We start from the raw sequence: 21,499 nt of genomic DNA, 5'->3' as shown, positions 1-21,499 counted from the left end.
ACCCCCGACAGTTTCCCGTCGCACGGGTGCCGGCAGGGCAGGATGGCCGGCGTGCACCCACCCAAGACGCAGATCTTCGACCCCGGCGCGCGCGTCCAGATCGACACCAAGGGCACCCGCCGCGAGGTGGTGGCGCTCCGCGAGGAGCCGTGGGGGCTCTACCTGTCCCGGCCGGTCGTCGGCCGGCCGAACGCCTGGTGGATCGAGGTGTGGGTGCTGCCCGAGCTGGGGGTCTGCCTGTCCGACTGGCGCTGGCGACCGGGCCACGAGCGGGACCAGGACATGTACGTCGACATCGCCGCGATCGAGCGGGACGGCCGGGTGCTGCGGATGACCGACCTCTACCTGGACCTGGTGGTGCGCACCGGCCGGGAGACCGAGCTGCTCGACGCCGACGAGTTCGTCGCCGCCGTCGGGCAGGGCCTGCTGGAACCGCGCCTCGCCGAGTACGCGCTGGAGCGCTCGCACGCCGTGCTGGACGGGCTCGCCCGGCACGGCCACGACCACCTCGCCTGGCTGGACTCGCTCGGGATCGACCCGGGCCCCCGGGCGGAGCCGGCCCCGCCGGCCGACCTCACCGGGCCCCGCTGAGCGCGGTCACGGGTTCCGAGGGGCACACGAGGGCTGCCGGGACAGGATCGAACAGCGCTGGGCTGCCCCTCACCGGGGCGCCGCGGGGTGGGCGGCGGAGCGGGTCAGAGAGCCTGGTGCTTGCTCGGGCCGTTCCCGACGGCGCTCGACGACGGCGAGGCCGACTCGCTCGAGCTGGGCGGGTCCGCCGGGGTGGACGACGTGGGGGTCGTCGACGAGGTCGGGGGCGCGGCCGAGTTGCTGGTCGACGGAGGCGTCGACGGGTCCTCGGACCCCTCGCCCCCACCGGGCGTCGAGGTCTCCGGCGGGTCGGTGGTCTCCGGCGGGTCCGTCGTCTCCGGCGGCTCGGTCGTCGTCGGCGGGTCGGTCGGCTTCGGTGGGGTCGTCGGGTCCGGCGTCCCCTCGCCGCCTCCCGGATTCGTCGGGGAGGTGCCGCCACCGCCACCGCCACCGTTGCCCGGCGACGAGGTGGGCGGGGCCGTCGGGGGGACCCCGCCGCCACCGCCGGCCGGCGGCGGGAGCGCCGGACCGCCCGGGGCTCCCGGGGTGCCCGGTGCCGGCGCGGACCCGTCGGCCGCACCGCCCACCGCGCCGCCCTCGGACGCCGCGGTACTCGGGTCGAACGCCGGCGGCAGCCCGTCCCCGGCCGGCTCGGTGCTGCCCGGCGCACCGGGGACGACGTGCTCGGGGGCCGGGGTCGCCGACCCCGGGGAGGCGATCGCGAACGGCGGGCCGACGAAGCTGCCGTCCGGCGCGGCCGCGGTCGCCACCGCGGTGATGCCGCCCAGCGAGCCGACGGTCAGCACGGCGGCCGCGGCCGCGGAGGTGGCGCGCCGGGCGCCGGCCGCACGGCCGATCACGTCGTCCACGGCCGGCAGCGGTACCGCCGCGGCCAGCACGTCGTCCAGCCGGTGGAACTCCCGGTCGATGTCCTCGAAGCGTGTCATGCCCGTCCCCCCTCGACGGTGCGGTCCCCCGGCAGCTCGTGGCCACCGTCCGGGTACGGACCACCGTCCCAGGCCGCCGGACCCCCCGGCGGACCCACGATCTCCTCCAGCACCTCGGCCATGCCCTCGGTGACGATCTCCCGCCCCCGGGTCAGCCGCTGGCGCACGACCTGCTCGGCGACGCCTTCCAGCGCGGCGACCTCGCCGGTGCTCAGGCCCGCCATGTGGTGCAGCACGACGGCCCGCCGGTCGGCCGGGCCCAGCCGGCCCAGCGCCTCGAGCAGCGCGCCGGTGCGCGGGTCGGTCTCCTCCGGGGCCGGGCGGCGCCGCCGTCCGAACCGCCACATCCGGCCCCGCATCGAGGTCCGGATCGCGACCCGGCGCACCCAGCCGACCACGGCGTCCTCGCGGTCGTCGACCCGGCGCCGCAGGTCGGCCCACCGGCGCCAGGCCCGCGAGTAGGCGTCCTGCACCGCATCGTGCGCGTCCTGCGGGTGCAGGGTGATGGCGTAGAGCTGGGCGACGAGTCGCGGGTAGTGCCGCTCCAGGTGCGCACCGAAGTCGGCCCGCAGCTCGCCGTGCGGCAGCGTCCGGTGCTGCTGCACCATCGCGCCGCTGATCGGCGGGGCCTCCTCGTCGGCTCGGTCGTCGCCGGCACGCCCCGGGTATCCGTAGGCCCCATAGTCCGTGTGGGGGACTTCGGCCGCGCGACCGGACTCGGCGTGGTCGCCGTCCGCTCCGTATCGCTGCGTCACCGTGCTCAACCCCGTGTCCTCTCGTCGCCGTACCCCGGGTGCCGGAGAGATCGCGCCGGCCGTGCCGCGACCGGTGGACACCCGCCCGTACCTCGGCGGAGCCGGAGCATCGGTGCTCCCTCTCCCGCCTGATCGACCAACGAGCGGAGGGCGTTACAGAAACGGGTGGATCTTCACCGGGACGTGACGGAGAGCGTGACGCTCACGACTCGGTTACCCCGGACGGGTCACCCCGCCAGGCCGCCGTGTGCGCCGAGTAGCGGCCGGCGTCCGGATCATCGTCGTAGAGCGCCTCCCCGGCGCGCTTGCGCTCGGCGTAACCGTCGCGCGCGCGGGCGTCGGCCCGCAACCGGTCCCGGAACTCCAGCGCGTGCCGCCAGGCCGGTGAACCGGGCACCCGCAGCACGACGACCGCGGGTCGTCCGGGGTCGGCCGACCGGTGCACCCGCAGTGTCCCGGCCCGGTCGTCGGCGTCCGCGGCCGGGTCCGCGGGGAACCCGGCGGCAGCGAGCGCACCGGCCACCGCCGCGGCGTCCGCGCCGGACTCCACACCGAGCTGCAGGTCGAGCACGTCCCGGGCGGCCAGCCCCGGCACCGCGGTCGACCCGATGTGCTCGGTGCCCCGCCCGAGGCTCCCGGCGGCCGCGTCGACCCGCGCGGTCAGCCGCAGGCCGGCCGCCGCCCAGCCGGGGTCGGGACCGACGAGCGACGGTGGCCCGTCCGGGACCGGCAGGCCGGCCCGCAGGTTCTGCTCGAACGGCACCAGCCGCTCGTCCCACAGCGCGTCGACCTGCAGGAGGGTGGCGTCCTCGGCACCGGAGTTGTCCAGCCAGACGTCGGCCGCGGCCCGGCGGTCCTCGTCGGTCGCCTGTGCGGCGATCCGGGCCCGCGCGTCCGCCTCCGCCATCCCCCGGCTCGCGACGAGTCGGCGGACCCGCTCCTCCGCGTCCACCCCCACGACGACGACCAGCGGGAACGACGGCGCCATCCGCCCCTCGACGAGCAGCGGGACGTCCTGCACGACGATCGCGTCCGGCGGTGCGGCGGCGACCAGCTCGCCCGAGCGGGCACGCACGAGCGGGTGAACGATGCCGTCGAGGGTGGCGCGGGCGTCCGGGTCGCCGAACACGATCGCGGCCAGCGCCGGACGGTCCAGCCCGCCGTCCGCTCCGAGTACCCGCTCGCCGAACGCCCCGGCCACGGCCGCGAGCCCCTCGGTGCCGGGCGCGACGACCTCGCGCGCGATCCGGTCGGAGTCGACGAGTACCGCACCCCGCTCCACGAGACGGCGCGCGACCGTCGACTTGCCCGCGCCGATTCCTCCGGTCAGCCCTGTCCGCAGCACCCGCTCACCGTAGCCGCGCCGGCGACCGGTCAGGTGGTGCCGGGTGCCCCGGCCCGGCCCCGGTCGGCCTGCGGAGCGGGTTCCGCCGGTCCCGGGGTGGAGGACGGCACCGCGCTCGGCTCCGACGGCTGCGCGGAGGCAGGCTGGGTCGGCGTGAGTGCCGGGATGATCCGCTGGGCCAGGTCCGGCAGGGTCTCCCCCGCCGGACGGCTCTGTCCGGGCGCGCCGGCCGGCAGCACGAAGGTCAGCGTGTCGACCCCGTAGACCAGTGCCAGCGTGGTCTCGTCCGGCCGCTCGATGAGCACACCCGCAACGGAGCCGACCGTGACGTCCCGCGAGCCGATGGCGTTCGCGCGCTCGGCGTTGGTGTTGAGCTGCCACTGCCGGGTGGCGGACGCGGTGTCGCCGTACCGGCCGATGTTGAGCTGGTAGAGGACGGGGCCACTGTTGCGGGCACCGGGCGCGCCGGCGTCCTGCATGCCGCCCGCGCGGTAGGTGCAGGCCGTGCGCTCGGTCCGGTTCACCGCGGGCTCGGCGACGCCGCGGACCGACTGGACCGAGACCGACCCGAGCACCTGGCCGAACAGCGCGCCGGCCTGCTCGGGGTCCATCAGGTCCGCGCAGTCGGTGGGCAGCGCGATCGCGATCGGCTCGGCGTCCGCGCCGGCCGAACCGGGGTCCTCGGTGGCGAAGGTCGGGACGGCGATCCCGGGCTCCCCGGAGGCGATGCCGCAACCGGCCAGCAGGCTCGTGACCAGGGCGATCCCGGCGAACAGGGCGCCGCGCGCGGGAAGGCTGCGGGGGACGACGGTGCGCCCGGCCCGTTCCGACGGCGTCCGGCGCGCGCGGGTGTCCGTTCCGCTGACGCTGCTCTCGACGCGGCCGACCATGCTTCCAATCTAGAAGCATCTGAAGATCGAATCACCGGACGCCACCCGACCGTCACCGACCGCAGCCGATTCGTGACCTCCCCGCGGCGCGTTCGGACCGACACGCCGGACCCGGGCCGGCCGGTGCTCACCCGGTCGTGGAATCCCGGTGCGCGGCAACCGATCGATCACCGAGCCGCGCGGGCCCCGGCGTCGCCGCCGTCGGCGCTCGCCCCGGAACGCGCCGGACCCCGGCGACCGAGTGGTCGCCGGGGTCCGGTGTGATGCGGTTCCGGCCGGAGAACCGGCCGGCGCGGAGATCAGGCTCCGCCGGAGAGCTTCTCCCGCAGCGCGGCGAGCTGCTCGTCGCTCGCCAGCGAGCCGCCGCTGTCGGCCTGCCCGCCGCCCGAGGAGGACGAGGACGAGGAGGCGCGCTCCTCACCGCCGCCGGACGAGTAGTTCGCCGGCGCGGCGTCGTCGCCACCCTCCGCCTCGGCCTCGGCGGCCTTGCGGATCTGGCCGATGTGCTGCTCGTAACGGGCGTGCGCCTCGGCGTACTGCTTCTCCCAGGCCGAGCGGGCCTCGTCGTAGCCTTCCTTCCACTCGCCGGAGTCGACGTCGAAGCCCTCGGGGTAGATGTAGTTCCCCTGGTCGTCGTACTCGGCGGCCATGCCGTACCGGGTCGGGTCGAACTCGGTCTCGGTCGTCATGCCCTCGTTCGCCTGCTTCAACGAGAGGGAGATGCGGCGCCGGTCGAGGTCGATGTCGATGACCTTGACCATCGCGTCGTCGCCGACCTGGACGACCTGCTCCGGAACCTCGACGTGGCGCTCGGCCAGCTCGGAGATGTGGACCAGGCCCTCGATGCCCTCCTCGACGCGGACGAACGCGCCGAACGGCACCAGCTTGGTGACCTTGCCCGGCACGATCTGGCCGATCGCGTGGGTCCGGGCGTAGAGCCGCCACGGGTCCTCCTGGGTCGCCTTCAGCGACAGGGAGACACGCTCACGGTCCAGGTCGACGTCGAGCACCTCGACGGTGACCTCCTGGCCGACCTCGACGACCTCGCTCGGGTGGTCGATGTGCTTCCAGGACAGCTCGGAGACGTGCACCAGGCCGTCGACACCGCCGAGGTCGACGAACGCACCGAAGTTGACCACCGACGAGACGACGCCCTTGCGGACCTGCCCGCGCTGCAGCTGGTTGAGGAACTCGCTGCGGACCTCGGACTGGGTCTGCTCCAGCCAGGCGCGGCGGGACAGGACCACGTTGTTGCGGTTCTTGTCCAGCTCGATGATCTTGGCCTCGATCTTGCGGCCGACGTACGGCTGCAGGTCGCGCACGCGGCGCATCTCGACCAGCGAGGCAGGGAGGAAGCCCCGGAGCCCGATGTCCAGGATCAGGCCGCCCTTGACGACCTCGATCACGGTGCCCTCGACCGGCTCGTCGGCCTCCTTGAGGGCCTCGATCGTGCCCCAGGCGCGCTCGTACTGGGCGCGCTTCTTGGACAGGATCAGCCGGCCCTCCTTGTCCTCCTTCTGGAGAACAAGGGCCTCGACGAACTCGCCGACCTCGACGACCTCCGCGGGGTCGACGTCGTGCTTGATCGACAGCTCCCGCGAGGGGATGACGCCCTCGGTCTTGTAGCCGATGTCGAGCAGTACCTCGTCACGGTCGACCTTGACGATGGTGCCTTCGACGATGTCGCCATCGTTGAAGTACTTGATCGTCAGGTCGATGGCGGCGAGGAAGTCCTCCTCCGACCCGATGTCGTTGATAGCGACCTGCGGGATGGTCGGGGCGGCGGTGGTGTCGGTGGACATGTAGTGGGGTGCTCCGTTGGATTTCTCTGGCGGTCTCGGTGCGGCTGCTGCAGCAACCGCTTCTGGTGTGTGTAGCTGTGACTGTGTGGAACTCCTTCTGCAACAGTCACCAGGTGGCGTCGATTCCCGTGGTCCACGGAAGCGGCTCCGACGGAGCCCGGCCACGTTGACCACAGTGCGCGAATCATGCTACGCGGGGCCGGATCACCGGGGCAACGCGGGTCCGGTAAAAGGACCAACCGCCCGCGCTGCGACGATCGGGTGGTCATGAGCAGCCGCGACGAGTACGTCTCCGCCGAGCTCGCCCTCGGCACCGCGGGTCTCGCCCGCCGGGCCGTCGGCAGCGCCGAGTCCGAGACCGCCGGGCGCCGCTGGTGGGACGCCGACGCGGACGACTACCTGGCCGAGCACGGCGCCGACATCGGCGACGCCGAGTTCGTCTGGTGCCCGGAGCGCCTGCACGAGGCCGACGCCCGGCTGCTCGCCCCGGCCGGGGAGCTCGCCGGGCGGCGGGTGCTCGAGGTCGGCGCCGGGTCGGCGCCGTGCAGCCGGTGGCTCGCCGCGCAGGGCGCGCACCCGGTGGCGCTCGACGTCTCCGGCGGGATGCTCCGGCACGCGGCGGCGCAGAACCGCACCACCGGCATCGACGTGCCGCTCGTGCAGGCCGGCGCCGAGCACCTGCCGTTCGGCGACGCCACGTTCGACCTGGCCTGCTCGGCGTTCGGGGCGATCCCGTTCGTGGCCGAGCCGGAGCGGGTCATGCGCGAGGTGCACCGGGTGCTGCGGCCCGGCGGCCGCTGGGTGTTCGCGGTCAACCACCCGATGCGCTGGGCGTTCCCGGACGACCCCGGCCCGGCCGGGCTGACCGTGACCCAGTCCTACTTCGACCGCACCCCGTACCTGGAGGTCGACGCCGAGGGCCGGGCCACCTACGTCGAGCACCACCGGACGATCGGCGACCGGATCCGCGACGTCGTCGCCGCCGGGCTGGTGCTCGACGACCTGGTGGAGCCCGAGTGGCCCGAGGGCCACGACCGCGTCTGGGGCCAGTGGTCGCCGCTGCGCGGCGAGCTCTTCCCCGGCACCGCGATCTTCGTGACGCACAAGCGCGGCGCCTAGACCTGTACGACCCCGCCGGTCTCCAGGTCGTAGCGCGCGCCGACGATCGTCAGCCGGCCGTCCGCGACGGCCTCGGCGAGGCCGGGCTGGTCGGTCAGCTGCGCGACGATCCGCCGGACGTTGGCGTCCACCGCGGTCGGCAGGTCGGCACCCTCGCAGACCGGAACGATCGCGCCGACCAGCGAGGCCAGCGCCGGCGGGAACGGCTCCTCACCACCGGCGGCGACCCCGAGCGCGGCCTTGACCGCGCCGCAGTGCGAGTGCCCGAGCACCACCAGCAGCCCGATCCCGAGCGCACCCGAGCCGTAGGCGAGCGTCCCGGCCACCGCGTCGTCGACGACCTGGCCGGCCGTCCGGGTCACGAACAGGTCGCCGACGCCCTGGTCGAACAGGAGCTCGGCGGGTACCCGCGAGTCCGCACAGGACAGGATCATCGCCGCCGGGGCCTGCCCGGCGACCGCCGCCTCGCGCGCCGAGGCCGAGCAGTGCGGCGACTCCCGCTCGTCGCGCTGCCAGCGCCCGTTCCCCTCGAGGAGCTCGGCCCACACCTGCTCCGCCGCCGGCCTGCCGCTGTCGTTCGCCATCCGCGTTCCCGTCCGTTGGTCCTGCTGCTCTCCGACCCCGACAAGATCGTGGCATCGGGCGGGCCGGGCAAGTGCGCACGCCGCGATGTGTCGAGCGACGCGCCCCATGGGGTGACCGGTCGGCCCCGGCGGGCCGTGACCGGGGCCGCCGTAGGGTCCGCCGGGTGCCGATCGATCCCGCGCAGCTACCGGAGCTGCAGACCGCCCCCGAGCAGCTCGTGGCCCGGATGGGCATCGAGCTGATCACCCTCACCCACGACGAGGTCGTCGGCCGGCTGCCGGTCGAGGGCAACCGGCAGCCGTACGGGCTGCTGCACGGCGGCGCGAGCGCCGTGCTCGCCGAGACCCTGGGGTCGACGCTCTCGGCGCTGCACGCGCTGCCCGACCGCTTCCCGGTCGGCCTGGAGCTGGCCTGCACCCACCACCGGTCCGCCACCACCGGACACGTCACCGGAACCGCCCGTCCGATCCACATCGGACGGTCCACCTCGACGACGGAGATCGTCGTGCGGGACGACGAGAACCGTCGTGTGTGCACCGCGAAACTGACGTGTCTGCACCGCGACACACGACCGCTCGTACCCTGACGATCGCGCAGCGCTACTCGCGGGTTACGTCTCGGCTACGTCCGGCCCCGAGCCGTTCGAATGCGTTCACGCCTCGGCTAGGTTCGCTCCGGCCACCCACCCGGGCCGGCCCCTTATCTGCCCCACGAGGACGGACGTACGTTGCCACCACCCCGCTTCCCGCGCCGCGGGCGCGCCGACCGCGCGGGTGCCGTCCGCGCACGCGTCCCGCGAGCCCCGATACCCGCCGCAGCGCGCTGGCTCGTCGGCCTGCTGATCGTCATGATCAGCGGGCTCGCGCTGTCCGGGACCGCGCTGGCCGCCACGGGCACACCCCCGCCCGCCGCGGCGCCGGTCGCCGGCGCACCCGCCCAGCAGACCGACGGCATCGACGTCAGCGGCACGCTGCGCGACCAGAACGGCGAGCCGCTGGACGGCGTCGTGATCATCGCCGAGCAGAACGGCGCCCAGGTCGCCGAGGGTGTCTCGGAGGCCACCGGCCGCTGGCAGATCACCGTCCCCGGTGAGGGCAGCTACACCTTCCGGCTGGACTCCGAGACCCTCCCCCAGGGCACCGAGGTGCTGCAGGGCGAGACCACCCGTGACGTCAGCTCCGGGTCGCTGAACACCGTCGTCTTCCGGTTCGGCGAGGAGCAGGCGGGGCTGGGCGCCTCCGGGTTCGCGACGTTCCTGCGGCTGCTCGTCGACGGTATCCGGTTCGGTCTGGTCATCGGCATCTCCGCGGTCGGCCTGTCGCTGATCTTCGGTACGACCGGCCTCACCAACTTCGCGCACGGCGAGATGGTGACCATCGGCGCCGTCGTCGCGTGGTTCATCAACGTCCTGGGTGGCGTGCACCTGATCCCCGCCACGATCATCGCGATGATCGTCGGCGCGGCGCTGGGAGCGGCCAACGAGCTCGGCATCTGGCGCCGGCTGCGCCGGCGCGGCGCCGGCCTGATCGCCCAGCTGGTCGTCTCGATCGGCCTGTCGATCGCGCTGCGCTACCTGGTGCTGATCATCTTCGGCGGCCGGTCCGAGTCGTTCGCCGACTACACCGCGCAGACCGTGCGGAACTACGGACCGATCGCACTCACCGACAAGGACCTGTCGGCGATCATCATCTCGATCGTGGTGCTGATCGGGGTCGCGCTGCTGCTGCAGAAGACCCGGATCGGCAAGGCGATGCGCGCGGTCTCGGACAACCGGGACCTCGCCGCGTCGTCGGGCATCAACGTCGACCGCGTCGTGCTGTTCGTCTGGATGATGGGCGGCGCGCTCGCCACCCTCGGCGGCGTGCTGTTCGCGCTCTCGGAGCTCTCCAGCACGGTGCAGTACGAGATGGGCTTCCGCCTGCTGCTGCTGATGTTCGCCGGCGTCATCCTGGGCGGCCTCGGCACGGCCTACGGCGCGCTGCTCGGCTGCCTCATCGTCGGCGTCCTGGTCCAGCTGTCCACGCTCGTGCTGCCGCTGGACCTCAAGTACCTCGGCGGCCTGGCGGTACTCATCGTGATCCTGGTGTTCCGACCGCAGGGCCTGCTCGGGTCCAAGGCACGGATCGGCTGAGGGGCGGAGCATCATGATCGATGTCGGAACACTCCTGTCCGTCGGCTTCTACCAGCTGATCGGGCCCTCGGCCATCTTCTTCGCGCTGCTGGCGCTGGGCCTCAACATCCACTTCGGCTACGCCGGACTGCTGAACTTCGGTCAGATCGGGTTCGCCCTGGTCGGCGCGTACGGCATGGGCATCTCGGTGGCCAACTACGGCGCCCCGCTGTGGCTGGGCGTACTGATCGGCATGGGCTGCGGCGTCGCGCTGGCACTCGTGCTGGGCATCCCGACGCTGCGGCTGCGCGCCGACTACCTCGCGATCGTGACGATCGCGGCCTCGGAGATCCTGCGCCTGATCACCCGGTCGACCTCGCAGACCGAGTTCACCGGCGGTACCCAGGGCCTCACCGGCTTCGGCGGCGCGTTCGCCGCGGCCAACCCGTTCACCCAGCCCACCTACTCGATCCTCGGGCTGACCCTGCGCGGGCCGGACCTGTGGGCGATCGTCATGGGCTGGACCGTGGTCCTGCTGTGCACGCTGCTCACCTGGCTGCTCGTGCGCAGCCCGTGGGGCCGGGTGCTCAAGGCGATCCGGGAGGACGAGGACGCCGCCCGCGCGCTGGGCAAGAACGTCTTCGCCTACAAGATGCAGGCGCTGGCCCTCGGCGGTGTCTTCGGCGCCCTCGGCGGCATCGTGTTCGCCCTGGCGACCCAGTCGCTGACGCCGGACTTCTACTCCCCGCCGCAGACGTTCTTCGCCTACGCCGCGCTCATCCTGGGCGGGGCCGGCCGGGTGTTCGGCCCGGTCGTCGGCGCGATGATCTTCTGGTTCCTGCTGTCGATCGCCGACGCGTTCCTGCGCCAGGCCACCGCCGGCGAGAACCCGCTGCTGCCCTTCATCGACTCGCAGGACGTCGGCGCGATCCGCTTCGTCCTGGTAGGCCTGTTCCTGGGCCTGATGATGGTCTTCCGGCCACAAGGCATCTTCGGACGCAAGAGGGAGGTGCTCAGCGATGGCCGCTGAGAACGAGACGGGTGCCCCGGTGCTTCCGGAGCGTGCCCTCGCCGGGGTCGCCCCGGAGGTCGGGGTGGCCAAGCCGGACACCGTGCTCACCGTGGACGGCGTCACCCGCACCTTCGGCGGCCTGAAGGCCGTGGACGTCGCGCACCTGGAGTTCCAGCGCGGCGCGATCACCGGCCTGATCGGCCCGAACGGGGCCGGGAAGACCACCCTGTTCAACCTGCTCACCGGGTTCGACAAGGCCGACACCGGCTCCTGGGTCTACGACGGGACGCCGCTGCAGAAGCTGCCCCCGCACCGGGTCGCCCGCAAGGGCGTGGTCCGCACGTTCCAGCTGACCAAGGCCCTGGCCGGGATGACGGTGCTGGAGAACATGCGGCTCGGCGCGACCGGCCAGCGCGGCGAGAGCTTCCTCGGCGCGCTGTTCACCGGCTGGGGGGCGCAGGAGAAGCAGATCACCGAGCGGGCCTACGAGCTGCTCACCCGGTTCAAGCTGGACGCCAAGGCCGAGGACATGGCCGGCTCGCTGTCCGGCGGTCAGCGCAAGCTGCTCGAGATGGCCCGGGCTCTGATGATGGATCCGAAGGTCGTCATGCTCGACGAGCCGATGGCCGGGGTGAACCCGGCGCTGACGCAGAGCCTGCTCGGCCACGTCAAGTCGCTGCGCGACGAGGGTATGAGCGTGGTGTTCGTCGAGCACGACATGGACGTCATCCGCGACATCAGCGACTGGGTCGTCGTGATGGCCCAGGGCCAGGTGATCGCCGAGGGGCCGCCGGAGGCACTGTCGTCCAACCAGGCCGTCGTGGACGCCTACCTGGGCGCCCACCACGACCAGGTGCTGGAGTTCGACGCCGACGGCAACCCGGTCGGCGAGACCGCCGAGCTGGTCGCCGAGATGGAGGCCGAGGAGATCGAGGCCGCCGAGCAGGGACGCGCGCCGGGTGAACCCCCGGCCGCGGCCGGCAGCACGACGACGGACGGCGGCACGACGGCGTCCGACGGCGCGACCGCGTCCGACGAGGAGAAGCGCACATGAGCGAGAACGCGGCCGGGGCCCCGCAGGCGACCGAGCTGACCGAGGCCGAGCGCGCGGCCACCCCGGAGGTGCACCGGGAGCGGGCCGAGGGCGCGCTGCTGCGGGTGGACACCCTCGTCGCCGGCTACGTTCCCGGCGTCAACATCCTCAACGACAGCGACTTCTTCCTCCGCGACGGCGAGATCGTCGGCATCATCGGACCGAACGGGGCCGGGAAGTCGACGCTGCTCAAGGCGATGTTCGGGCTCATCCCGGTGCGGTCGGGCACGGTCCGGCTGCGGGACGCCGACATCACCGGCGCGAAGGCGCACGTCCTGGTCACCAAGGGCGTCGGCTACGTGCCCCAGCGGGACAACGTGTTCCCCTCGCTCTCGATCGAGGAGAACATGCAGATGGGCGTGTTCCTGCGCCCCAAGTCGTTCGCGAAGCGGTTCGACGAGGTCGCCGACCTGTTCCCGATGCTGGGGCAGCGCCGCAGGACCAAGGCGGGCTCGCTGTCCGGTGGTGAGCGGCAGATGGTCGCGATGGGCCGGGCGCTGATGATGGAGCCCTCGGTGCTGCTGCTCGACGAGCCCTCGGCGGGCCTGTCGCCGATGCTGCAGGACGAGGTCTTCGTGCGCTGCAAGCGGATCAACGCCAGCGGCGTCTCGGTGATCATGGTCGAGCAGAACGCCCGCCGGTGCCTGCAGATCTGCGACCGGGGCTACGTGCTCGACCAGGGCCGGTCGGCCTACTCCGCCGGCGGCGGGGAGCTGCTGAACGACCCGAAGGTCATCGAGCTGTACCTGGGCACCCTGGCCGGGAGCAGCGAGAAGAAGTAGCGGTCCCACGACGACGGCCCCGCTCCCCCACACCGGGGGCGGGGCCGTTCCGCATCCGGCGACGGGTCGCCCCGGACCGTCGAACGGCCGCTGCACACCCCCGGACCGCGCTTCACACCCGATGCAGCAGGCGTGCGGCCGCGCCACGGGGGGTGGAGGAGGTGCGTGTGTCGGGGGCGGACGCCACGACGCCGCCGGGCCGACCTGTGACACCCCGGCTGCTGCTCCGTGGCCCGGACACGACGGAGGGGCGGGCCGTGGCGGCCCGCCCCTCCGGTGGTGGTGCGTGGTGGTGCGTCCCTACGTCAGGCCTGCTCGCCGACCGTGATGTAGGTGATGTCGTCGCTCAGGGTGTTGTCCGGCTGGAAGGACAGCACGCCGTAGGAACCCGAGCCGGGCTCACCGGCGTCGACGAAGTCCAGCGTACCGGTGACACCGTCGAAGTCGATGTCGCCGCCACCGTCGAGGATCGCCTTGCAGTCCGCGAAGGTGGTGCACTTCTCGCCGTCGCGGGTGACCCCGTTGATCTCGGACGCGATGTCGACGCCGTTGGTCGACTGGGCCGCCTCGGCCGCCAGCGCGGAGATCATCACCGCGTCGTAGGACTCACCGGCGTAGTTGACGTCGGTCAGGCCCGGGTCCTGGGTCCGCAGCCGCTGCTCGAAGTCTCCGGAGAGCTCGGTCAGCGGGGTGGTGCCCTTCATGCCCTCGAGCAGACCGGCCGGCAGGCCCTCGCCGAGCGCGTTGCCCATGTTGCCGTCGGTGCCGTAGACGTTCTTCTCGCCCGGGCCGATGTTGACCTCGCTCATGCGGGTGATGATCCGCTTCGACTCGTCGAAGCCGATCACCGCGACCGAGTCGGGGTTGAACTGCGCGACCTGGTCGATCTCCGGGTTGAACGACGCCGCGTTGGGGTCGTAGATGATCTTCTGGATCGCGTCCTGCGGGATGCCGGCGGAGAGCAGGTTCTGCTCGGTGTTGTCCGCGAGACCGGCGCCGTAGGGGTCGTTACGGGCCAGGATGCTGACCCGCTGCGCGCCGTCGGACGCCATCAGCTCGGACAGCGCCTGCGCCTGCAGGACGTCCGCCGGGGCGGTCCGGAAGTAGAGACCGGCGTCCTCCCAGCAGGTGAACTCGTCGGAGGTGTTCGCCGGCGAGAACTGGACCACGCCGGCACCGGTGATCTTGTCGATCACCAGCTTGGAGACGCCGGACGCCGCGGCGCCGACGATCACCTGGGTGCCGGACGCCAGGTGCCGGTCCACGGTCTGGTTGGCGATGTCGGTGGTGTCGTCGCCGGAGTCACCGCGCAGGTGCTCGATCGGGTTGCCCAGCACACCGCCGGCTTCGTTGATCTCGTTGATCGCCACGTCGACACCGGCGAACTCGGGCGGGCCGAGGAAGGCGAGGCTGCCGGTCTCCGGCAGCAGCGAACCGATCTTCAGCGGCTCCGTGCTGGGGTTGCCGGACGCCTGGGCCTGCGGCGGCGTGCAGTCCGCGCCGGCAGCCGAGGGCGCCTCGCCACCCGTCTCCCCGCCGGCGTCCCCGGCGTCGCCGCCACCGCCGCCACATCCGGCCAGTACCAGCGACGCCACCCCGGCCAGGGCGGCGAGTCGCCACGTTGATCGCGTCATTCAAGTTCCCCTTCGACCGCCTCCCGCCGCCGGGTGGCGCGGGAGGATGGCCGGAAAACTAGTACGAAACCGGGGGTAAATGGGCGCCGATCACCGCTCGTGACAAGAATGTGATGGTTCGTCCCACCGGCAACATCGACGACACTTTCGCGGCGTCGATCACGCGACGCGCCGTGACCGGCCTGTTTCCCTGTGGCGTCGCGGAACGGAATCGGAACGGTTCCGGAACCGTCGGAACCGTAACGAATCGGAACCACAGGCGATGGCCGACGCAGAACGGCCCCGCCGGTTCGGACGAGCGGGCGGGGCCGTGTGCCTGCAGCGGGGCCGGGCCGGGACCCGGCCCCGGCCGTCAGGAGGACTTGGCGGGAGCGAGGCCCTCGACGACGGCCTCGGCGACCGCCTTCATCGTGGTGCGCCGGTCCATCGCAGTGCGCTGGATCCAGCGGAATGCCTCCGGCTCGGACATCTTCTGCGCGGTCATCAGCAGGCCCTTGGCCCGGTCGACGACCTTCCGGGTCTCGAAGCGCTCGTTGAGCGAGGCGACCTCGTCCTCGAGCGCCCGCTTCTCGGCGAACCGGGAGACGGCGAGCTCGATGGCCGGGACCAGCTCGTGGCGGGCGAACGGCTTGACCAGGTAGGCCATCGCGCCGGCGTCGCGGGCGCGCTCGATCAGGTCACGCTGGCTGAACGCGGTCAGCATGACGACCGGCGCGATCTTCTCGTCGACGATCACCGAGGCCGCCTCGATGCCGTCCTTCTTCGGCATCTTGACGTCCATGATGACCAGGTCGGGGCGCAGCTCACGGGCCTGGGTGATGGCCGCCTCGCCGTCGCCGGCCTCACCGGCGACCTGGTAGCCCTCCTCGGCGAGCATCTCGGCGAGGTCCATCCGGATGAGCGCCTCGTCCTCGACGACCAGCACTCGCCACCCGGGCTGCGGGCCGTCCTCGGCCGGCGTGTCTGCGGGAACGTTGTCGGTCACGAAGGATCTCCTTCGGGCTGGATCGGGAGCTCGGGCTGGGTCCGGAACTGTGTGCCCGGAAGTCCCACACGCTACCGGCGACGGCGCTGCCCGACCGCATTCCTTCGGCCCTTCGTGTGCGGAAACACGTCGCGCCCGCGCCTTTCCTCCCCTTCCGGCGGGGCCTCCCTTCCGGTCGGGTCGCTACTGCCGGGTCATGACTTCGGCCCGATCGCCGCGTCCAGTGCCGCGACGGCGTCCCGCCGGGCCACCGACAGCGAGGTGGGACGGTTGCGGCGGTGGGCGATGCCGAGCCTGTCCAGCGCCGCCTCGGCCAGACGCATGATGTCGTCGGAGGTGTTGGAGAGGAACCATCACCGAGCGAGGCTTGCCGAGCGAGAAGACGGCACCGGTAGGTGTACTCGCGGACCGATCCGTCGGGACGGGTGCTCCGGATGCGGTTCGTCGCGCGGCAGCCGTCGGAGTGGAACAGTCCCTTGAGGAACTGCGCCGGCTCTGCGTCGACGATCTCCTGCTGCCACTCCTCGAGCCGGATCTCGCGGGTGTGTTTCATCCCCGGACCGTGCTGGGAGAACAGGCAGACCCCGTGCTTCGAGTAGCTCTTGACGGCGGTGCAGCCCGTCTTACCTACCCTGCAGACGGCACCTCCGAGAGTGGAGCCCAGGGTCGCGGCCGCCTCCTCCAGGATCCCCGGCCAGGAGTCGTCGCAGAAGAGCGACAGGGACTGGACTCCACGCCGTCCGACGACGATGTGGCCGTCACCGAGGTACATCCCGAGCAGGTAGGCGTCACCGCCGGGCACCGGGAGGGGCCGGCACCGGAAGCAGGTGACCTCCGGCGGCCGGGCGCGACGGCTGCCGCGTTTCCAGTGCCCCACCGTGGTCAGCGCGTGATCGACGGTCTCCTGCGGATGCATGGCGGAAGTGTCGACCGCACCACCGACAGAATCGGCGGGAAATGTGCCCCCGGTGGGACTCGAACCCACACTGTATGGATTTTGAATCCACTGCCTGCTGCCAATTGGGCTACGGGGGCTACTGCATTCAGTCGATTAAGTTGTCTGCTCCACCTTAGCGCGCAGCCCAGCCCCGACGAGCGTGGGGCCGTCACCCCACCCGTTCCAGCAACGCCACCGCCTCCAGGTGGTGGGTCATCGGGAACGCGTCGAACGCGCGCAGCCCCGCGACCCGGTACCCGTACTCGGCGAACAGCGCGAGGTCCCGCCCGAGCGCCGCCGGGTCGCAGGCCACGTGCACCACCCGCTGCGGCCCGCGGCCGGTGAGCGCGCGCACGGCCGCCCGGCCCAGGCCGGTGCGCGGCGGGTCGGTCACCACGACGTCCGGGTCCGGCCGCAGCCGGGCGATCTCCCGCTCGGCCCGTCCCTGCACGAACTCGACCTGCGGCAGGTCCGCGAGCGCGGCAGCGCCGTCGGCCACCGCGGAGGGTGCGGACTCCACCACCAGGACCGTCCCGTCCGGCCCGGCCTGGCCGGCCAGCACCGACGCGAGCAGCCCGACGCCGCCGTAGAGGTCCCAGGCGACGCCCCCGGCCGGGACGTCGGCCCACTCCCCCACCACCGCGGCGAGGGTGTCCGGCAGGGCGGGGTGCACCTGCCAGAAGGTGCCCGCCGACAGCTCCCAGGTCCGTCCCGCGGCATGTGCGGTGGCGCCGGAGCCGACCCGGGCGGCGCCGTCGTCGTGCACCGTCACGTCGACCTCGGAACCGGGCCGGAACCGCCGCTCGAGGACCTCGGCGAGCGCCCCGCCGGGCACCAGTGGGCAGTCGCCGATCTCGCAGACGTCGTGACTGCGGTGCGCCCGCAGGCCGGGGACGCCGGCGTCGTCGACGGCCAGGCGCACCCGGGTCCGCCAGCCGAGCGGCCCGCCCGGCAGCTCCTCGACCTCGACGGCGTCGAACGGGACCGTGGACAGCGGGGCGGCCGGTGCGGCGAGCCGGGCGAGCTGCTCGCGCAGCACCGCGGTCTTGAGCCGGCGCTGGGCCTCCGGGGTGGCGTGCTGGAAGTCGCAGCCGCCGCAGCCACCTGGCCCGGCCCAGGAGCACGGCGGCTCGACCCGGTCCGGTGAGGCCTCCAGCACGGCGACGGCGTCGGCGCGGCAGTACGACCCGCCCGCGTCCTCGGTGACGACGGCGCGGACCCGCTCGCCGGGCAGCGCGTGCCGGACGAACACGACCCGGCCGGTCGGGTCGTCGGCCCTGTCGTCGCCCACCCGCCCCACGCAGTGCCCGCCGTGCGCGACCGGCCCGACGGTGAACTCCAGCATCCGGTCGGTCCAGTCCGTCACCGGCCGAGCGTCGTCCGGTCCTGCCGTGCGCACCGGTCGTGCAGAGCTCACCGGTCTCCCTTCGTCCCGCGGGCCGCGCCCGCACTCGGTCTCGTCCCCGGCGTGGCCACGCCGTTCCCGTCGCGCCGGTCGCCGGGCAGCGGTTCCAGACCCGGATAGCCGCGCCGGCTCGCCCCGGGGGCGGCGAGCGGCGACAGGCCCCGGGTGCGCGACGACGACGGCAGCTGCCACGGCACGCTCGTCACCATCACTCCCGGCTGGAACAGCAGCCGCGACTTCAGCCGCAGCGCGCTCTGGTTGTGCAGGATCTGCTCCCACCAGTGCCCGACGACGTACTCCGGGATGTAGACGGTCACGACGTCGCGCGGGGAGTCGGTGCGGATCCGCTTCACATAGTCCAGCACGGGCCGCGTGATCTCCCGGTACGGGGACTCCACGACCTTGAGCGGCACCGGGATCCCGCGCCGGTGCCACAGGTCGACCAGCTTCTTGGTGTCGGCGTCGTCGACGTTGACGGTGACGGCCTCGAGGATGTCCGGGCGGGTCGCGCGGGCGTAGGCCAGCGCGCGCAGGGTCGGCTTGTGCAGCGTCGAGACCAGGACGACGGCGTGGTTGCGCGAGGGCAGCACGTCGTCGGTCTCGTCGGCGACCAGCGCGGCGGCGACGCGGTCGTAGTGCCGCCGGATGGCCAGCATCAGCACGAAGAACCCGGCCATCGCGACGATCGCGATCCACGCCCCCAGGGTGAACTTGGTGATCAACACGGTGATCAGCACGAGCCCGGTCATGCATGCGCCGAAGCCGTTGATGGTCTGGCTGCGCCGCATCCGCCGCCGCTCGGGCGCGGACGGGCCCCGGGCCAGCTCGCGGTTCCAGTGCCGCACCATCCCGGCCTGGGACAGCGTGAACGACACGAACACCCCGACGGTGTAGAGCGGGATCAGCTTGGTGACCTCGGCCTCGAACCCGACGACCAGCAGGATCGCGAACAGCGCGAGCAGCACGATCCCGTTGGAGAACGCGAGCCGGTCGCCGCGGGTGTGCAGCTGGCGGGGCAGGTAGCGGTCCTGGGACAGGATCGAGCCCAGCACCGGGAAGCCGTTGAACGCGGTGTTCGCGGCCAGCACCAGGATCAGCGCGGTCATCACGATCACGAACAGGAAGCCGGGCCGGAAGTTCGCGAAGACGGCGTCGGCCAGCTGGGCGATCATCGTCTGCTGCTGGTAGCCGGGCGGCGCGTCCGGGAACTGCCGGGCCGGGTCCTCGGCGATCTTGACTCCGGTCAGCTGGGCCAGCGCGATCAGCCCCATGAACAGCGACACCGAGATCGCGCCGAGCATGAGGAGCGTGGTGGCGGCGTTGCGCGACTTGGGCTTGCGGAACGCCGGGACGCCGTTGGAGATCGCCTCGACGCCGGTCAGCGCGGCGGCACCCTGGGTGAAGGAACGCAGCACGAGCAGCATCAGCGCGAGCCCGGTGAACTGGTCGCCCTCGGCGACGAGGTGCAGGTCCGCGCTCGCCGCGCGGACCTCGTCGCCGAACAGCAGGATCCGGGTGAGCCCCCAGACGATCATGGTGCCGACGCCGAGGATGAACGCGTACACCGGGATCGCGAAGGTGATGCCGGACTCCCGGATGCCGCGCAGGTTGATCGCGGTGAGCACCACGATCGCCGAGACCGCGAACAGCACCTTGTGCTCGGCCACGAACGGCACCAGCGCACCGATGTTCGCCGCCGCGGCCGAGATCGACACCGCGACGGTGAGCGTGTAGTCGACGAGCAGGGCGCTCGCCACGGTCAGCCCGGCGTGCCGGCCGAGGTTGGTCGTCGCCACCTCGTAGTCGCCGCCCCCGGACGGGTAGGCGTGCACGTTCTGCCGGTAGCTCGCCACCACCGTCAGCATCACCACGACGACGGCGAGCCCGATCCAGGGCGACATCACGTACGAGGCGACGCCGGCCACCGACAGGGTCAGGAAGATCTCCTCGGGGGCGTAGGCCACCGAGGACATGGCGTCCGAGGCGAACACCGGGAGCGCGACACGTTTCGGGAGCAGCGTGCTGGTCAGGCGGTCACTGCGCTGCGGTCGTCCGACCACGAGCCGCTTGGCGGCGACGGCGAGCTTGCCCAACACGATGCGAGCCTATGCCTCTGGGTTGCGGGATGACGCGCTAGCGTGCGCACCAGGCACCCGGATCCGCCGAAGGGACGACGACCGTGCACGTCGTGATCATGGGATGCGGCCGGGTCGGCGCGTCCCTGGCCTCGAGCCTGGAACGGCTGGGCCACGAGGTCTCGGTCATCGACCGCGACCCGCAGGCGTTCCGCCGGCTCGGCCCGGACTTCAAGGGCCGCCAGGTCGTCGGGTACGGGTTCCACCGCGCCGTGCTCGACGAGGCCGAGGTCGGTTCCGCCGACGCCTTCGCCGCCGTCTCCTCCGGCGACAACTCGAACATCATCGCGGCCCGGGTGGCGCGCGAGACCTACGGCGTCGACCACGTCGTCGCCCGGATCTACGACGCCAAGCGGGCCGCCGTCTACGAGCGGCTCGGCATCCCGACCGTCGCCACCGTGCCGTGGACCACCGACCGGCTGCTGCGGATGCTGCTGCCCGACGGCGTCGCCAGCGCCTGGCGGGAGCCGACCGGCACCGTCGCGGTGCTGCCGCTGCCGCTGCACGAGGACTGGATCGGGCACTCGATCCGCGGCCTGGAACGCGCCACCGGCGCCCGTGTCGCCTTCATCGTCCGGTTCGGGCGCGGGATCCTGCCGGAGAAGGAGACCACCGTGCAGGCCGAGGACACCGTCTACGTGGCGGCGGTCTCGGGCACCGTCAGCGAGGTGACCGCGGCCGCCGCCGTGCCGCCGGAGGAGGACTGATGCGGGTCGCGATCGCCGGGGCCGGCGCGGTCGGCCGCTCCATCGCCCTCGAGCTGGTGGAGTCCGACCACCAGGTGATGCTGATCGAGCGGGAGCTGTCGAACGTCGACCCGCACACCGTTCCGGAGGCCGAGTGGGTGCACGCCGACGCCTGCGAGCTGGCCTCGCTGGAGGACGCCGGGATCGAGGGGTGCGACGTGGTGATCGCCGCGACCGGCGACGACAAGGTCAACCTGGTGGTGTCGCTGCTGGCCAAGACCGAGTTCGCGGTGCGGCGGGTGGTGGCGCGGGTGAACGACCCGCGCAACGAGTGGCTCTTCGGTGAGAACTGGGGCGTCGACGTCGCGGTGTCCACCCCGCGGCTGCTGGCGGCACTGGTCGAGGAGGCCGTGGCCGTCGGGGACCTGGTCCGGTTGATGACCCTCCGCCAGGGACAGGCGAACCTGGTCGAGGTCACGTTGCCGGACGACACCCCGCTGGCCGGACGCCCGGTACGGGCGGTGACGCTGCCCCCGGACTCGGCCCTGGTGACGATCCTGCGCGGCGGCCGGGTGATCGTGCCGCAGCCCGACGACGCCCTCGAGCCCGGCGACGAGCTGCTGTTCGTCGCGACGACCGCGGTCGAGGAGCAGATCCGGGAGGCGCTGAAGAGCTCGTGAGTGGTT

Annotated in this window: 19 protein-coding genes, 1 tRNA gene and 1 pseudogene; 9 read left to right on the top strand and 12 right to left on the bottom strand. The window is 72.7% G+C overall.

The genetic code is table 11. The features are described from left to right. Window positions 1-51: 51 nt before the first annotated feature. Window positions 52-591 (top strand): ribonuclease FAU-1 family protein, encoded by a 540-nt coding sequence (locus tag WIS52_RS18790; protein ID WP_379610292.1) that lies wholly within the window; start codon window positions 52-54, stop codon window positions 589-591. A gap of 104 nt (window positions 592-695) precedes the next feature. Here the strand turns inward: WIS52_RS18790 and WIS52_RS18785 are convergent, their stop codons facing one another. From WIS52_RS18785 to rpsA, 5 genes are all read right to left on the bottom strand, one after another. Further along, window positions 696-1,538, bottom strand: a complete 843-nt coding sequence (locus WIS52_RS18785; protein WP_349299581.1) for a hypothetical protein — start codon at window positions 1,536-1,538, stop codon at window positions 696-698. Further along, window positions 1,535-2,293 (bottom strand): RNA polymerase sigma factor, encoded by a 759-nt coding sequence (locus WIS52_RS18780; RefSeq protein ID WP_349299580.1) that lies wholly within the window; start codon window positions 2,291-2,293, stop codon window positions 1,535-1,537. The genes WIS52_RS18785 and WIS52_RS18780 overlap by 4 nt, the downstream gene beginning before the upstream one ends. 202 nt (window positions 2,294-2,495) lie before the next feature. Further along, on the bottom strand, window positions 2,496-3,638 hold the full coding sequence (coaE, locus tag WIS52_RS18775; protein ID WP_349299579.1) for a dephospho-CoA kinase: 1,143 nt from the start codon (window positions 3,636-3,638) through the stop codon (window positions 2,496-2,498). A 29-nt stretch (window positions 3,639-3,667) separates the two neighbouring features. Further along, on the bottom strand, window positions 3,668-4,528 hold the full coding sequence (locus tag WIS52_RS18770) for a hypothetical protein (RefSeq protein ID WP_349299578.1): 861 nt from the start codon (window positions 4,526-4,528) through the stop codon (window positions 3,668-3,670). Between the two features lie 299 nt (window positions 4,529-4,827). After that, window positions 4,828-6,330, bottom strand: coding sequence for a 30S ribosomal protein S1 (gene rpsA, locus WIS52_RS18765; RefSeq protein ID WP_349299577.1), 1,503 nt, complete (start codon window positions 6,328-6,330; stop codon window positions 4,828-4,830). A gap of 267 nt (window positions 6,331-6,597) precedes the next feature. On the opposite strand from rpsA, the gene WIS52_RS18760 reads away from it, so the two are divergent. Next, the gene (locus tag WIS52_RS18760; protein ID WP_349299576.1) at window positions 6,598-7,449 is read left to right on the top strand and encodes a class I SAM-dependent methyltransferase; all 852 of its coding nucleotides are present in this window, start codon (window positions 6,598-6,600) and stop codon (window positions 7,447-7,449) included. On the opposite strand, the gene WIS52_RS18755 is transcribed toward WIS52_RS18760, so the two are convergent. Next, window positions 7,446-8,033 (bottom strand): carbonic anhydrase, encoded by a 588-nt coding sequence (locus WIS52_RS18755; RefSeq protein ID WP_349299575.1) that lies wholly within the window; start codon window positions 8,031-8,033, stop codon window positions 7,446-7,448. The two genes, WIS52_RS18760 and WIS52_RS18755, sit on opposite strands and share 4 nt — an antisense overlap. Window positions 8,034-8,197: 164 nt before the next feature. Between WIS52_RS18755 and WIS52_RS18750 the strand changes: the two genes are divergently transcribed. The 5 genes from WIS52_RS18750 to WIS52_RS18730 all read left to right on the top strand — a co-directional run bounded on the left by WIS52_RS18750 (window position 8,198) and on the right by WIS52_RS18730 (window position 13,031). After that, window positions 8,198-8,620: a PaaI family thioesterase gene (locus WIS52_RS18750; RefSeq protein ID WP_349299574.1), complete on the top strand. Its 423-nt coding sequence runs from the start codon at window positions 8,198-8,200 to the stop codon at window positions 8,618-8,620. 141 nt (window positions 8,621-8,761) lie between these two features. After that, complete coding sequence (locus tag WIS52_RS18745; RefSeq protein ID WP_349299573.1) at window positions 8,762-10,165, top strand: branched-chain amino acid ABC transporter permease; 1,404 nt, start codon at window positions 8,762-8,764, stop codon at window positions 10,163-10,165. Between the two features lie 13 nt (window positions 10,166-10,178). Next, on the top strand, window positions 10,179-11,174 hold the full coding sequence (locus WIS52_RS18740; RefSeq protein WP_349299572.1) for a branched-chain amino acid ABC transporter permease: 996 nt from the start codon (window positions 10,179-10,181) through the stop codon (window positions 11,172-11,174). Next, complete coding sequence (locus tag WIS52_RS18735) at window positions 11,164-12,210, top strand: ABC transporter ATP-binding protein (protein ID WP_349299571.1); 1,047 nt, start codon at window positions 11,164-11,166, stop codon at window positions 12,208-12,210. The genes WIS52_RS18740 and WIS52_RS18735 overlap by 11 nt, the downstream gene beginning before the upstream one ends. Then, window positions 12,207-13,031: an ABC transporter ATP-binding protein gene (locus WIS52_RS18730; protein ID WP_349299570.1), complete on the top strand. Its 825-nt coding sequence runs from the start codon at window positions 12,207-12,209 to the stop codon at window positions 13,029-13,031. Before WIS52_RS18735 ends, WIS52_RS18730 begins: the two co-directional genes overlap by 4 nt. A gap of 305 nt (window positions 13,032-13,336) precedes the next feature. On the opposite strand, the gene WIS52_RS18725 is transcribed toward WIS52_RS18730, so the two are convergent. The 6 genes from WIS52_RS18725 to WIS52_RS18700 all read right to left on the bottom strand — a co-directional run bounded on the left by WIS52_RS18725 (window position 13,337) and on the right by WIS52_RS18700 (window position 20,085). After that, window positions 13,337-14,665 (bottom strand): ABC transporter substrate-binding protein, encoded by a 1,329-nt coding sequence (locus tag WIS52_RS18725; protein WP_349299569.1) that lies wholly within the window; start codon window positions 14,663-14,665, stop codon window positions 13,337-13,339. Window positions 14,666-15,017: 352 nt separating this feature from the next. After that, window positions 15,018-15,650, bottom strand: coding sequence for an ANTAR domain-containing response regulator (locus WIS52_RS18720; RefSeq protein ID WP_349299568.1), 633 nt, complete (start codon window positions 15,648-15,650; stop codon window positions 15,018-15,020). 194 nt (window positions 15,651-15,844) lie between these two features. Then, a complete protein-coding gene (locus tag WIS52_RS18715; protein ID WP_349299567.1) occupies window positions 15,845-15,973 on the bottom strand; it encodes a hypothetical protein in 129 nt (42 codons plus the stop codon). A gap of 637 nt (window positions 15,974-16,610) precedes the next feature. Further along, window positions 16,611-16,685: transfer RNA gene (locus WIS52_RS18710), tRNA-Leu, on the bottom strand. Window positions 16,686-16,756: 71 nt separating this feature from the next. Next, window positions 16,757-17,953: a class I SAM-dependent RNA methyltransferase gene (locus tag WIS52_RS18705; protein ID WP_379610298.1), complete on the bottom strand. Its 1,197-nt coding sequence runs from the start codon at window positions 17,951-17,953 to the stop codon at window positions 16,757-16,759. 47 nt (window positions 17,954-18,000) lie between these two features. After that, window positions 18,001-20,085: an APC family permease gene (locus tag WIS52_RS18700; protein ID WP_349299644.1), complete on the bottom strand. Its 2,085-nt coding sequence runs from the start codon at window positions 20,083-20,085 to the stop codon at window positions 18,001-18,003. A 68-nt stretch (window positions 20,086-20,153) separates the two neighbouring features. Here WIS52_RS18700 and WIS52_RS18695 point away from each other — a divergent pair. Both WIS52_RS18695 and WIS52_RS18690 read left to right on the top strand, forming a co-directional pair. Then, window positions 20,154-20,834 (top strand): annotated as a pseudogene (locus WIS52_RS18695) (potassium channel family protein); the annotation flags it as partial. Further along, window positions 20,834-21,493 (top strand): potassium channel family protein, encoded by a 660-nt coding sequence (locus WIS52_RS18690; protein ID WP_349299566.1) that lies wholly within the window; start codon window positions 20,834-20,836, stop codon window positions 21,491-21,493. The pseudogene WIS52_RS18695 and the gene WIS52_RS18690, both read left to right, overlap by 1 nt. The last annotated feature ends 6 nt before the right edge of the window (window positions 21,494-21,499 follow it).

The organism is Pseudonocardia nematodicida (assembly GCF_040105385.1).
Taxonomy (GTDB): Bacteria; Actinomycetota; Actinomycetes; order Mycobacteriales; family Pseudonocardiaceae; genus Pseudonocardia; species Pseudonocardia nematodicida.
Note: the sequence above shows the minus strand (reverse complement) of the source record. Positions and strands in the feature narration are given on the sequence as shown.

Bases quoted from the DNA above. Each gene is read 5' to 3' on its own strand.
- WIS52_RS18725 (WP_349299569.1), bottom strand. From the start codon at position 14,665: ATGACGCGATCAACGTGGCGACTCGCCGCCCTGGCCGGGGTGGCGTCG.
- WIS52_RS18740 (WP_349299572.1), top strand. From the start codon at position 10,179: ATGATCGATGTCGGAACACTCCTGTCCGTCGGCTTCTACCAGCTGATC.
- WIS52_RS18755 (WP_349299575.1), bottom strand. From the start codon at position 8,033: ATGGCGAACGACAGCGGCAGGCCGGCGGCGGAGCAGGTGTGGGCCGAG.
- WIS52_RS18690 (WP_349299566.1), top strand. From the start codon at position 20,834: ATGCGGGTCGCGATCGCCGGGGCCGGCGCGGTCGGCCGCTCCATCGCC.
- WIS52_RS18735 (WP_349299571.1), top strand. From the start codon at position 11,164: ATGGCCGCTGAGAACGAGACGGGTGCCCCGGTGCTTCCGGAGCGTGCC.
- WIS52_RS18730 (WP_349299570.1), top strand. From the start codon at position 12,207: ATGAGCGAGAACGCGGCCGGGGCCCCGCAGGCGACCGAGCTGACCGAG.
- WIS52_RS18785 (WP_349299581.1), bottom strand. From the start codon at position 1,538: ATGACACGCTTCGAGGACATCGACCGGGAGTTCCACCGGCTGGACGAC.
- WIS52_RS18770 (WP_349299578.1), bottom strand. From the start codon at position 4,528: ATGGTCGGCCGCGTCGAGAGCAGCGTCAGCGGAACGGACACCCGCGCG.
- WIS52_RS18715 (WP_349299567.1), bottom strand. From the start codon at position 15,973: ATGCGTCTGGCCGAGGCGGCGCTGGACAGGCTCGGCATCGCCCACCGC.
- WIS52_RS18760 (WP_349299576.1), top strand. From the start codon at position 6,598: ATGAGCAGCCGCGACGAGTACGTCTCCGCCGAGCTCGCCCTCGGCACC.
- rpsA (WP_349299577.1), bottom strand. From the start codon at position 6,330: ATGTCCACCGACACCACCGCCGCCCCGACCATCCCGCAGGTCGCTATC.